This is a genomic window from Polaromonas sp. YR568 (assembly GCF_943369415.1).
Lineage (GTDB): Bacteria > Pseudomonadota > Gammaproteobacteria > Burkholderiales > Burkholderiaceae_C > Polaromonas.
The window spans coordinates 37739-49799 of sequence record NZ_CALRNF020000042.1 but is presented as its reverse complement, the minus strand read 5'-3'; the positions used below and the strand labels follow the sequence as shown (position 1 = coordinate 49799).

11 protein-coding genes and 2 riboswitches are annotated in these 12061 nt (G+C 65.4%); of the genes, 1 reads left to right on the top strand and 10 read right to left on the bottom strand.

Annotated features, from left to right (window positions below):
• On the top strand, nucleotides 1–331 hold a 331-nt coding region (locus ACLV74_RS22025; protein ID WP_411881557.1), incomplete at its 5' end, for a c-type cytochrome.
• 55 nt (nucleotides 332–386) lie between these two features.
• Here ACLV74_RS22025 and ACLV74_RS22020 read toward each other — a convergent pair.
• The 10 genes from ACLV74_RS22020 to ACLV74_RS21975 all read right to left on the bottom strand — a co-directional run bounded on the left by ACLV74_RS22020 (nucleotide 387) and on the right by ACLV74_RS21975 (nucleotide 12060).
• A complete protein-coding gene (locus tag ACLV74_RS22020; RefSeq protein WP_411881556.1) occupies nucleotides 387–1136 on the bottom strand; it encodes a sulfite exporter TauE/SafE family protein in 750 nt (249 codons plus the stop codon).
• A gap of 1 nt (nucleotide 1137) precedes the next feature.
• On the bottom strand, nucleotides 1138–4032 hold the full coding sequence (gene gcvP / locus ACLV74_RS22015; protein ID WP_411881555.1) for an aminomethyl-transferring glycine dehydrogenase: 2895 nt from the start codon (nucleotides 4030–4032) through the stop codon (nucleotides 1138–1140).
• Between the two features lie 65 nt (nucleotides 4033–4097).
• The gene (gcvH, locus tag ACLV74_RS22010; RefSeq protein WP_411881554.1) at nucleotides 4098–4463 is read right to left on the bottom strand and encodes a glycine cleavage system protein GcvH; all 366 of its coding nucleotides are present in this window, start codon (nucleotides 4461–4463) and stop codon (nucleotides 4098–4100) included.
• A gap of 58 nt (nucleotides 4464–4521) precedes the next feature.
• Nucleotides 4522–5691 carry a glycine cleavage system aminomethyltransferase GcvT gene (gene gcvT / locus ACLV74_RS22005; RefSeq protein ID WP_411881553.1) on the bottom strand — a complete coding sequence of 390 codons (1170 nt, stop codon included), beginning with the start codon at nucleotides 5689–5691 and terminating at the stop codon, nucleotides 4522–4524.
• A 63-nt stretch (nucleotides 5692–5754) separates the two neighbouring features.
• Nucleotides 5755–5856, bottom strand: a riboswitch (glycine riboswitch).
• Nucleotides 5857–5885: 29 nt separating this feature from the next.
• Nucleotides 5886–5983: riboswitch (glycine riboswitch) on the bottom strand.
• A gap of 40 nt (nucleotides 5984–6023) precedes the next feature.
• Nucleotides 6024–6602: a hypothetical protein gene (locus tag ACLV74_RS22000; protein WP_411881552.1), complete on the bottom strand. Its 579-nt coding sequence runs from the start codon at nucleotides 6600–6602 to the stop codon at nucleotides 6024–6026.
• 76 nt (nucleotides 6603–6678) lie between these two features.
• Nucleotides 6679–7956, bottom strand: coding sequence for a TRAP transporter large permease (locus tag ACLV74_RS21995; protein ID WP_411881551.1), 1278 nt, complete (start codon nucleotides 7954–7956; stop codon nucleotides 6679–6681).
• Nucleotides 7953–8447, bottom strand: a complete 495-nt coding sequence (locus ACLV74_RS21990) for a TRAP transporter small permease (protein ID WP_411881550.1) — start codon at nucleotides 8445–8447, stop codon at nucleotides 7953–7955. Before ACLV74_RS21990 ends, ACLV74_RS21995 begins: the two co-directional genes overlap by 4 nt.
• A 113-nt stretch (nucleotides 8448–8560) precedes the next feature.
• Complete coding sequence (locus ACLV74_RS21985) at nucleotides 8561–9532, bottom strand: TRAP transporter substrate-binding protein (protein ID WP_411881549.1); 972 nt, start codon at nucleotides 9530–9532, stop codon at nucleotides 8561–8563.
• Nucleotides 9533–9599: 67 nt separating this feature from the next.
• Complete coding sequence (denD, locus tag ACLV74_RS21980; protein WP_411881548.1) at nucleotides 9600–10625, bottom strand: D-erythronate dehydrogenase; 1026 nt, start codon at nucleotides 10623–10625, stop codon at nucleotides 9600–9602.
• A 136-nt stretch (nucleotides 10626–10761) separates the two neighbouring features.
• Nucleotides 10762–12060 carry a TAXI family TRAP transporter solute-binding subunit gene (locus ACLV74_RS21975; RefSeq protein WP_411881547.1) on the bottom strand — a complete coding sequence of 433 codons (1299 nt, stop codon included), beginning with the start codon at nucleotides 12058–12060 and terminating at the stop codon, nucleotides 10762–10764.
• Between the last annotated feature and the right edge of the window lies 1 nt (nucleotide 12061).

Genomic DNA, 12061 nt, shown 5'->3' with positions numbered 1-12061 from the left:
TGGCGGCGCCAAGCCCACGCTGGGCCCTGTCGTGGCGGCCAAGCCGGCTGCCGCCGTTGCGCCAGGTGCGCCGCCTGCGGCCGTCGACGTGCAGGCCGTGCTCAAGGCCAATGCCTGCCTGGGTTGCCATGCGGTGTCGCAGAAGATCGTCGGGCCGGCCTACCACGACGTGGCGGCCAAATACAAAAGCGACCCGCAGGCCCTGGCCAAGCTGGAGGCCAGCATACGCGCGGGCGGTTCGGGTAAATGGGGCCCGGTGGTGATGCCGCCGTTTGGCAATTTGAATCCGCAGGAGCTCAAGGCGCTGGCCGCCTTTGTGCTGCAGCAGTAGAGTTTCTTACTCCCTCTCCCTCCGGGAGAGGGCGCCAAGCCATGAAGAGAAGCCTTCAGCGCCCCAGCAGCGCCGGCACCGACGAAACCAGCATGGCAATGCCGGAGCAGGTCAGCAGGCTCAGCACCAGCCTGCGAAAGGCCAGGTCGCTGATGCCCGTGTAAACCCGTCCCCCGAACCAGGCGGGAATGAGTGCAGCAGGCGCCACGATGGCCAGCATGGGCAGCGTCTCGCGGGTGACCAGGCCGGCGGCAGCGTAGCTGGCCATGGTGACGGTCAGCACGGCCAGGTTGAAGTTCTGGATGACGGCGCGCTGGGCGCCTTTTTCGTAGCCCCGCAGGGTGCACCACAGCGTCGGAATGACGCCGCTGAACCCCCCCAGGGCACCCATGAAACCGCCGGCAACGCCCACCGTGCCATCGGCGATGCGGCCTCCATGGTGGATGTGGGGAAGCTTGCCCGAAAAAAGCATGGCCGGGCACCACAGCGCCAGCAGCACGCCGAGAAACAGCTTGAACAGCTGGACGTCAAGCCGCGGCAGCAACAGCAAGCCCAGCGGCAGCCCGAGCAGGCCGCCCGCCAGGAAGGGCAGCAGGCGCTTCCAGTCCGTGTTGCGGCTGACCGTGAAGGCCGCCATGACCTGGCCCACCAACCCGCCGAACACCGCCATGACGGCCGCCAGCTTCGGGTCTATGGACCAGGCCCAGAAAGACATGGCGACAAGGCTGAAGCCAAAGCCCGACAGGCCCTGCACAAAACCCGCCGCCGCCGCGCCCGCGACGATCAGGACGATCTGGGCGTCCAAATCAGGCGTAGTCGCTCACCGGCACGCAGCTGCAGAACAGGTTGCGGTCGCCGTAGACGTTGTCGACCCGGCCCACGGGCGGCCAGTACTTGACCTGCTTGAGCGAGGCCAGCGGGAAGGCGCCGGTCTCGCGCGAGTAAGGCCTGTCCCAGTCGGCGCCCAGCAGGCTGGCCGCCGTGTGCGGGGCGTGCTTGAGCGGGTTGTTGTCCTGCGGCCATTGCCCGGCCTCGACCTTTCGGATCTCGTCGCGGATGGCAATCATCGCGTCGATGAAGCGGTCCAGTTCGGCCAGGGTTTCGCTTTCGGTGGGCTCCACCATCAGCGTGCCGGGCACGGGAAAACTCAGCGTGGGCGCATGGAAGCCGTAATCCATCAGGCGCTTGGCCACGTCTTCGGCGCTGACGCCGCTGGTTTCTTTCAGCGGGCGCAAATCGAGAATGCACTCGTGGGCCACATGGCCGTTTTCGCTCGCGTAGAGCGTCGGGTAGTGGTCCTTCAGGCGCGAGCTGATGTAGTTGGCGCTCAGGATGGCGACTTCGGTGGCCTGCGTCAGGCCTTCGGGGCCCATCATGCGGCAGTACATCCAGCTGATGGGCAGCACCGCGGCATTGCCCAGGGGCGCGGCCGAGACGGCGCCCACGCCGTTGACGGGAATGCCGGCCGTCGCATGGCCGGGCAGGTAGGGCACCAGGTCGGCCACCACGCACACCGGGCCCACGCCCGGGCCGCCGCCGCCGTGGGGGATGCAGAAGGTCTTGTGCAGGTTCAGGTGGCTCACGTCGCCGCCGAACTCGCCCGGTGCGGCCACGCCGACCAGTGCGTTCATGTTGGCGCCGTCCACGTAGACGCGGCCGCCGTGGCTGTGCACCATGGCGCAGAGTTCCTTCACCTGCGTTTCAAACACGCCGTGCGTGCTGGGGTAGGTGATCATCACGCAGGCCAGGTTGGCGCTGTGCTGTTCGCACTTGGCCTTCAGGTCGGCCATGTCGACGTTGCCCTGCGCGTCGCAGGCGGTCACGACCACGGTCATGCCCACCATCTGCGCGCTGGCCGGGTTGGTGCCGTGCGCCGAGGAAGGGATCAGGCAGATATTGCGGTGGCCCTGGCCCTTGGCTTCATGGAAGGCCTTGATGACCAGCAGGCCCGCGTACTCGCCCTGCGAACCGGCATTGGGCTGCAGGCTGATGCCGGCGTAACCCGTGGCCTGGCACAGCCAGTCGCGCAGTTGCTTGTCGAGTTCGGCATAGCCCTGCAGCTGTTCGCTGGGGGCGAAGGGGTGGATGTTGGCGAACTCGGGCCAGGTGATGGGAATCATCTCGCTGGTCGCGTTGAGTTTCATGGTGCAGCTGCCCAGCGGGATCATGCTGCGGTCCAGTGCCAGGTCCTTGTCGCTGAGCATGCGGATGTAGCGCAGCATGCCGGTTTCGGAATGGTGCGTGTTGAAGACCGGGTGCGCGAGGAAAGGCGTGGCGCGGCGCAGGTCGGCGGGGATCAGCGATTCGACGCCTTTTTCGAAGGCGCTGACCACGGGAAGCGTCTGGCCGGGCTTGGCGAAGAAGGACCAGAGCAGCTCGATGTCCTTGCGGCTGGTGGTTTCGTCCAGCGACACGCCCAGGTGGTTGTTCAGGCGAAAGCGCAGGTTGGCGCCGGCCTTGCGCGCGCGCTCGGCAATCGCATTCGTTGCCTCACCGGTCTTCACGGTCACGGAATCAAAGGCGCCGGTGTTGGTGATTTCATAACCGAGTTCCTGCAGGCCGCGCACAAAGACGGCGGTGTAGGCCGCCACCCGTTCGGCGATGCGCGTGAGGCCTTGCGGGCCGTGGTAGACCGCGTACATGCTGGCGATCACGGCCGGCAGCACCTGCGCGGTGCAGATGTTGGACGTGGCTTTTTCGCGGCGGATGTGCTGCTCGCGCGTCTGCAGTGCCAGCCGGTAGGTCGGGTTGCCGTGGCTGTCGATGCTGACGCCGACCAGGCGGCCCGGCAGCGAGCGCTTGAACTCGTCGCGGCAGGCGAGGTAAGCCGCGTGCGGCCCGCCGTTGCCCATGGGCATGCCGAAGCGCTGCGTGGTGCCCAGCACGATGTCGGCGTCCCATTCGCCGGGCGGGGCCAGCAAGGTGAGCGCCAGCAGGTCGGCCGCGACGCACAGCGCCGCGCCGTCGACGTGGGCCTGGCCCGCGAGCGGGCGCAGGTCGTGGATGCTGCCGGTGGTGGCGGGGTACTGGGCCAGCACGCCGAAATAATCGCCCTCGGCCATGAGCTGGGGCACCGTGGCCGAAGCCGTGCTGACCTTGACCTCAATGCCCAGCGGTTTGGCGCGGGTCTGTATCACTTCAATGGTTTGCGGGTGGCAGTCGCCGGCCACGATGAAGACATTGCTTTTGCTTTTGACGCTGCGCTTGGCCAGCGTCATGGCTTCGGCGGCGGCCGTGGCCTCGTCGAGCATGGAGGCGTTGGCAATCGGCATGCCGGTCAGGTCGCAGACCATGGTCTGGAAGTTGATCAGCGCCTCCATGCGGCCCTGCGAAATCTCGGCCTGGTAAGGCGTGTAGGCGGTGTACCAGGCGGGGTTCTCGAGGATGTTGCGCAGGATCACGCCCGGCGTGTAAGTGCCGTAGTAGCCCTGGCCGATGAAGTTCTTGAAGACCTGGTTCTTGGCCGCGATGGCCTTGAGCTGCTTGAGCGCGGCGGCTTCCGTGACCGGGGCCGGGATGGCCATGGGCGTGCTGCGCGCGATGGAGCGCGGCACGATGCCTTCGACCAGCGCGCGGCGCGAGGCCGCGCCCACGATGCCGAGCATGTGGACTTCGTCGGTTTCGTCAATGCCGATGTGGCGGGCAATGAATTCGCAGGGGTTTTCAAGGTCGCCCAGGGGCTTGGCGGTTTGCATCAACATGTCGGGTCCCGTGTCAGGCTTTGCAGCCAGGAGTCAGAAAACAGAAAAAAGAATCGGCCGGGAAATCAGGCAGCGAAGGCGGTGTAACGCGTCTCGTCCATCAGCGCGTCCAGCTGCGAGGGGTCCGACAGCTTGATCTTGAAGAACCAGCCGGCGCCCATGGGGTCGCTGTTGGCCAGCGACGGGTCGTCTTTCAGCGCTTCGTTGATCGCGGTGACTTCGCCGCTCACGGGCATGTAGACGTCGGCGGCGGCCTTGACCGACTCGACGACGCCGGCGGTTTCCTTCTGCGCGAAGGTAGTGCCCACGGCGGGCAGGTCCACAAACACCACGTCGCCCAGCGCGTCCTGCGCATGCACGGTGATGCCGACGGTGGCGATGTCGCCTTCAATCTTGAGCCATTCGTGGTCTTCGGTGTATTTGACGGTCATGAAAATCTCCAGGGGTTGAGGGGGCGGGAAAGAAAGCTTTTAGCGCGCTTGACCACGGTCAGCCGCGGAAGTAGCGGTTGGGGACAAATGGCATGGCCGCGACTTCCATGGGCACGGGCTTGCCGCGCACGATGGCGTTGACGCGCGTGCCCAGGGCGGCGAATTCGGGTTTCACATAGCCCATGGCCACCGGCTGGTTGATCGTGGGGCCCAGCAGGCCGCTGGTGACTTCGCCAATCTTTGTGCCGTCGGTGCTTTGGAGTTCGGTGTGGTCGCGCACGGGAACGCGCTCCAGCGCCACCAGGCCCACGCGCTTGCGGGCCAGCGTGGCGGGGTCGGCCAGTTGCGCCAGGATTTTGTCGGCGCCGGGGAAGCCGCCTGCGCGCGCGCCGCCGGTGCGGCGCACCTTTTGCATGGCCCAGTTGAGGTTGGCTTCCACCGGGGTGGTGGTGGTGTCGATGTCGTTGCCGTAGAGGCACAGGCCCGCTTCCAGGCGCAGCGAGTTGCGCGCGCCCAGGCCTATGGGCTTGACCTCGGGCTGGGCGAGCAGCGCGCGCGCCAGCGTTTCGGCCTGGGAGGCGTGCACGGAAATTTCAAAGCCGTCTTCGCCGGTGTAGCCGCTGCGCGTAAGGAAACAGTCGCAGCCGGCCACGGTAAAACGCCCGCCTGTCATGAACACCAGCTTTTCGACGCCGGGCGCCAGGCGCTGCAGCGCGGTGACGGCCTGCGGGCCTTGCAGCGCCATGAGGGCCATCTCGGGCATGGGGATGACTTCGCAGCGCGCGCCGATTCGGGCCTGGATGTGCGCGATGTCGCCGACTTTGCAGGCGCCGTTCACAATGACGAAGAGGTCGCCGCCCTTGGCGTAATCGCGGTTGAAGAACATCAGGTCGTCGATGATGCCGCCCTCGTCATTGAGCAGCAGGCCGTAGCGCTGCTTGCCGGCCGGCAGGTCGATCACGTCGACCGGGATCAGCGATTCGAGCGCTGCCGCCGCGTCGGCGCCCACCAGGCGCAGCTGGCCCATGTGGGACACGTCGAAAAGGCCGGCGGCCTGGCGCGTGTGCAGGTGCTCGGCCATCAGGCCCGCGGGGTATTGCACCGGCATGGAGTAGCCCGCGAAGGGCACCATGCGTGCGCCCAGTTCCACATGCAGGTCGTGCAGCGGCGTTTTCAGCAGGGTTTCGGGGGCGGCGGGAGCGGCAGAAGAGGTGGACGAATCGGACAAGGCATTCTCCGGGGGGCAAACAGGTTCATGGTTGCTGGAGCCTGAACAGGTTCCAAACCATGGGCTGCCCCTGCTGTCCACTTTACCTGAGAGATTCGCCCGGCGATGCGGGTTTGCTCCTTCGGTGGACCGTTTTGAAAACGGCCTCTCTCCAGTAGGGAACGCCTTGCCGCGTGGTGCGCCGCAGGGCGGTTGCCAGTCCTTTTGCCTGAGCGTTCAGTGCACCAAAAAGGGTTGCCCCCGGGTGTACGTGCGCCTTCGGCGGTTTTCGCAAGGAAAACTCTCTCCTGACCCGGCGAGTGTAACTTAGCCCGCTCCTGGGCCGCTATGCCTCAGGTCACTATGTCTACGTGCTGCGGCAGCAGCATGGCGATGCGTTCGCTGATGGAGTCGGCCCGTTCGTGGCCGGCGATTTTCTCGATTTCTTCCAGCATTTCGCGTGAGGCCGTGAGCATGGTCTCGCGGTCCTTGGCATTGCGCAGCGCTTCGCGAAAGCGCTCGGCCATTGCAGGGTCGCGCCGGGCGAACATGCGTTCGCAGATGTCGAACAGGAACATGCGCGTCGTGGCGAGCGAGCGCTTGCCTTCAAACTGGTCGGCCGAGACCTGGATGGCCTGCGTGGTTTCGGGGCTGGGGAAATTTTGCAGCTGGGCAGGCGTGGGTTTGGGCGCGGGGGCTGTTGCGGGCGCCGCCGCGGCGGGCGCGGACGTTTTGCCCGGGTGCGCTTCCAGGAAGCCTTCGCGCAAGAGGCGCAAGGCAATGGCTTCGCCGTCGCCGTCAAACAGCGGGCGGAAGTCCTGGGCGGATTTGCTGCCGTCGGCCATCAGCAGCAGGGTGCGCTCGCGTTGGCCTAGCGTTCTCACGCCTGGCTTGAGCTCGGCGCGGGCACGGTCGGTTTTGTGGAGCTGCATGGGATTTCATCCTGAAATGAAAGCCCGAGCATGGCGGGCTCGCGTGACAGCTTCGTGAACCCCCTTGGCGGGAAGGCTATTTGGCGTAGACCAGGTCGCGCAGTCCCAGCGAGAGTTGCGGCACGTAAGTGACCACCATCAGGCAGGCCAGGATGACCAGCACAAAGGGGATCAGGTGGGTCACGATGCGGTCCAGCGATATCCTGGCGACCGTGCATGCGGCGAACAGGTTCACGCCGAAAGGCGGCGTGATCATGCCCAGCGCAAGGTTGACCACCATCACCAGCCCGAAGTGAACCGGGTCTATGCCGAAATGCACCGCCACCGGCGCCAGGATGGGCGCCAGCACGATGATGGCGGCGCTGGTCTCGATGAACATGCCGATGATGAACAGCGCCGCGTTGACGCCCAGCAGGAAGAGGGCGGGCGATTTCAGCACGTCCTGCAGCCAGTGGCCTATGGCGTCCGGCACGCCGGCGCGGGTGATCAGGAAGGCGAACAGCCCGGCATTGGCGATGATGAACATGATCACGGCGCTGGAAATCACCGACTTGCGCAGGATGACATAGAGGTCCGTCAGCTTGATCTCGCGGTAGATCACGATGCCGACCACCAGCGCGTAAAACACCGCCACCGCCGAGGCTTCGGTCGGCGTGAAGATGCCGCCGTAAATGCCGCCCAGGATGATCACCGGCATCAGCAGCGCCCAGCCGGCCTGCCAGGTGGCCTTGCCGAAGCTCAGGCGGCCGTCGCCGTCGTGCTTGCCCCAGCCCTTCCAGCGGCAGTAGAGGTGCACGAAGAGCATCAGCGCGAAGCCGATCAGCAGCCCCGGGCCGAAACCGGCGATGAAGAGTTCTCCGATCGAAACTTCGGCGCTCACGCCGTAAAGAATCATGGGAATCGACGGCGGGATGATCACGCCCAGCTCCGCGCTGGTGGCCTGCAGGGCCGCGGCGTAGGCCGTGGGGTAGCCATGCTTGATCAGCGCCGGGATCAGGATGGCGCCTATGGCGAAGGTGGTGGCCACCGACGAGCCCGACACGGCCGCGAAAATCATGCAGGTCAGCACGCAGGTCATGGGCAGGCCGCCCTGCACGCCGCCGACTATGCTCTTTGCGAACTCCACCAGCCGGCGCGAGATTCCGCCGGTCTCCATCAGGTTGCCGGCCAGGATGAAGAAGGGGATGGCGGCCAGCGGAAATTTGTTGATCGAGGAAAACATCTCCTTGACGGAGATCAGCATGTTGGCGTTGGCCGCGTGGATGCCGAAAATCGACGCCAGGCCGATGGACACGGCCACGGAAACGGTGAGTGCAAAGCACAGCACCATCGTTGAAATCATCACTGCGGTCATTGTGCGGTTTCCAGTTCGTTGCGCTGTGGGTCCAGCAGGTTGCCGATGATGCCGATCACGCAGAACATGCCGCCCACGGGCATGGCCACGTAGCCCCAGAACATCGAGATCGATTCCAGGCCGGCCATGGACTGCACGCGGCCGCGCAGCGAATAGTCCCAGCCCCACCAGACAATCACCGCGATCAGTGTCAGCGCGGCCAGGCAGACCAGCCAGTCCAGCACGCGCCGGATGCGGGGCGGGCTCCAGCGGTAAAGCACATCTACGCTGACCATGGCGCCTTGCCGGAAGGCCATGGGGATGCCCATGAACACCATCCAGATCAAGCTCAGGCGGATCAGGATTTCGCTCCACTCGGCGGGCTGCTCCAGGACAAAGCGCGTGACGATCTGGAACATGCCCAGCGTCGAGGCGACGACCAGCATCAGGCAGGCCACCAGCATGGAGAAGCCGGTGGTCCAGCGTTCAAATTTGAGGAAGGCTTGTTTCATGGGCGGCCATGGATAAGAGGGGATATGGAAAACGCCCGCGAGTGCTGTACCTGCGGGCGTCTTCGGGAAAATCGCCGCAGCGAGCCGGGTGGAAAACCGGCCCGCCGTGTGCCTTACTTGACGTTGCGAATCGCGTCGATATTCGCCTTGCCGAACTGCTTTTCGAAGTCGGCGTTGACGGGCGCCAGCATGGCGACGAATTTGGCCTTGTCGACGTTGTCGATCACGGTCATGCCTTTGGCGCGCAGCTCGGCCACGCCGTTGGCGTCATCCTGGTCGACACGGGCGCGGTTGGCCTTGGTGCCTTCCTTGGCGGCTTCGACAAAGGCTGTCTTGTCGGCGGCGCTGAGCTTGTCGAAGGACGCCTTGTTCATCAGGAAAATGCAGGGTGAGTAGACGTGGCCGGTCAGCGACAGGTGCTTTTGCACCTGGTCGAACTTGGCCGACATGATCACGGACAAGGGGTTTTCCTGGCCGTCGACCGTGCCTTGCTGCAGCGCGGTGAACACTTCAGGAAAAGCCATGGGCGTGGTGATGATGCCCAGGCCCTTGTAGGCCGCGATGTGCACCGGGTTTTCCATGGTGCGCATCTTCAGGCCCTTCAGGTCTTCCGGCAGCCTCACGTCGCGCTTGCTGTTGGTCATGTGGCGAAAGCCGTTCTCGGCCCAGGCCAGCGCCTTGAAGCCCTTGGCGTCGAATTTGGTCAGCAGGTCCTGGCCGATGGGGCCGTCCAGCACGGCGCGCGCATGCGCCTTGTCGCGGAACAGGAAAGGAACGTCGAGGATTTTGGTCTCGGGCACAAAGTTGGGCACAGGCCCGGTGGACGAGAAGGCCAGTTCCTGCGTGCCCAGTTGCACCGCCTCAATGGATTCACGTTCACCGCCCAATGCGCCGTTGTAGAAGGTCTGGATCTTGTAGCGGCCGGCCGTGCGTTTTTCGACTTCCCTGGCAAAGGTGTCGATGGCAATGCCCTGGTGCGAGTTCTGGGCCGTGGAAATGCTGATGCGCATGGTGCTTTGGGCGCTCACTGACGCCATAAACCCGAGGCCCAGCGCGATACCCACCAGCAGTTTTGAAATTTTCATGTTGTCTCCAAAATAATTGTTGTCCGGAAAATCCGCGATGACGGCAGCGGGGCCGTATGCACACCTATTATTGCGCCTGTGCCGCCGGTGCGGTGCGCGGGTTTTCGCTTAAATACGCCGCAATAATGCTGTCAAAGTCACCGTCGGGCAACAGGCCCAAGGCGCGAGCCCGGGCCGCATCGATAGCGGCCGGCCAGCTGGTCACGATATTGGCGATGGCCGGGTCCGGCGTCCAGTCGATCAGGGCCGCTGTCTCCTTGCCGCCCACGCGCGCCAGCGCGGCCGCCATCTCACCCACCGTGGTCTTGAGCGCCGGCAGGTTGATGGCCGTGCGCGCGCCCCATTCGCTGTCGCCGGCTTCGGCCGCGCGTATCAAGCCCTCGATGGTGCGCGCGGGGGAGGCCAGGGCCACCGCCGTTTCGGGCGGCACCGGGCAGGCTGCGCGCAGGCCCGCCAGCGGCTCGCGGATCATGCCGCTCAAAAAGCTGGACGCCGCGCCGTTGGGTTTGCCGGGTCGCACGCTGACCGTCATCAGCCGCACGTTGCGCCCGCGTATGAAGCCCTTGCGCGCGTAGTCGGCCACCAGTTGCTCGCCGATGAATTTCTGGATGCCGTAGCTGTTCTGCGGCGTGGGCAAGGTCCTGTCGTCGATCACGGGCGGCAGCGGCTGCGCGGGCGAGTTGCCGAACACGGCGAGCGAACTCGCGAACACCACGGTGGGCGAAGTGCCCAGCTTGCGGCAGGCTTGCAGCAGCGCCCGCGTGGCGTCGACGTTGCTGCGCATGCCGAGGTCGAAGTCGGCCTCGCATTCGCCGCTGACGGCCGCGGCGAGGTGGAAGGCCAGAACGTCGTCGCTGCGTACCACCTGGGATGCCGCATCGCTTGTTTCGAGGAGTTGGTTCAGGTCGCCGACCACGGCGCGAATCCGGGAATCCGCCGCGAGCGCGGCGGGCGGTGCGACCCGGTCGACCAGGGTGATGGTCTTGATGGTTTGCGGTGCGCCGCCTGCCAGGGACAGCTGTCCCAGTTCAAGCAGCTGGCGGGCGAGCCTGGCGCCCAGGAAACCGGCGCCGCCGGTGATGACGATGTTCATGTGTTTGGTGTCTCCGTAATGATTGTTCCTGGTTTCCGCAGCCTGGTGCCCGGCCTGCCGCACAGTTTATGCAAGATGCGGTGCAGTTCATTTTTTCTTGAAAACAAGGCATCTGTGGACATGCCGGCGCCACGCCCTAACGAGACCTCAGCTTCAGCAGCCGGTCGCGCGCCGAAGCCAGATGTTCGCGCAAGGTGTACCAGCGTTCGGAAAACTCATCGGGCAAATCCGTCGCCACCACCTGGCGTTCGATGTTGTCCAGCCGTTCGAGCAATTGCCGCAAGGCCATGGGGTTGTCGGCGGCGACGGCGTCCATGTCGTTTTCGAGGAATTTGAGGTCGCCGTAAAAGTGGTTCAGGGCCGAGCTGATGCGCCAGTCGAACAATTTGGGTATCCACGCCAGCATCAGCACGGCAATGGCCAGGATGGGCAGGATGGCGTAGAACACCAGCTCCGCATACTGCGCCGTGCGGTAGGGCAGCAGGGTTTCCATCCACGGGCGCGCGCCCAGGCTGTAGGCGCGTGCCGTGGGCGACAGCGGGAAGTCGCTGCCGCGAAAACTCGGGAACTGGCCGTGGCGCTGCAGGAAGTTGGGTATTTCATGGATCTCGATGGCGGCGTCGAGCAGGGCGCGCTGCAGCGCCGGGTGCACGCCGGGCCGCACCAGCAGGTGGGTTTGCAGGCTCATCAGCGTGAGGTCTTTGGGCGGGATGTCGCCGCGCAGCTCGATCGCGCCCTGCGGCAGCAGCAGAGGCTGCAGGCGCGGATTCTGGGCGGCTATCGCGCCGGCGTGTTCGGCCCCCAGCAGCTGGATGCCGCTGTTGCGGGTCAGCAGCTGCACAGCCTGCGAGTCCTCGCCGGCGGCCTGGAACACCAGGTCGGCCTTGCCGTCGGCCAGCGCATTGGCGGCGGCCACGCCGGTGGCGCTGTCGAACTGCACCTCGGCCGGCCGCACGCCCGCGTGCTCCAGCATCAGCCGCGCCGCGATGAAGGACGACGACGAGGCCGGCCCAGCGGCCACGCGCAAGCCCCTGGCCTGCGCGAGCGACGAGGGCCCGCCTATGGTGGAGAAAATCCACACCGGCTCCTGGCCGATAACGGCCAGCGCCTGCAGCCCGGTGTCGGCATTCGCATAAATCCCGTGGGCAAAGCCTATGCTGGTGGCATCGCCCGCGCGCGTCAGTCGTTCCAGCGAGCCTTTCTGCGTGTCGGAATAAACGATCTCGGCGCGCACGCCTATGCGCTCAAGCTGCTCGGCATAGCGCTGCGCCAGCATCGAATAGCCGCCTTGCGGCGAGCCCGCGCCTATCACCACTTCCGTGGGCGGCAGCAGTTTCCACTGCGTGGCCGACCACCACAGCGCCAGGGCGGTGCACAGCAGCACCGGCAGGTAGAACAGCCACCAGCGACGGCGGTAAAGCAGCAGCAGTTTCATC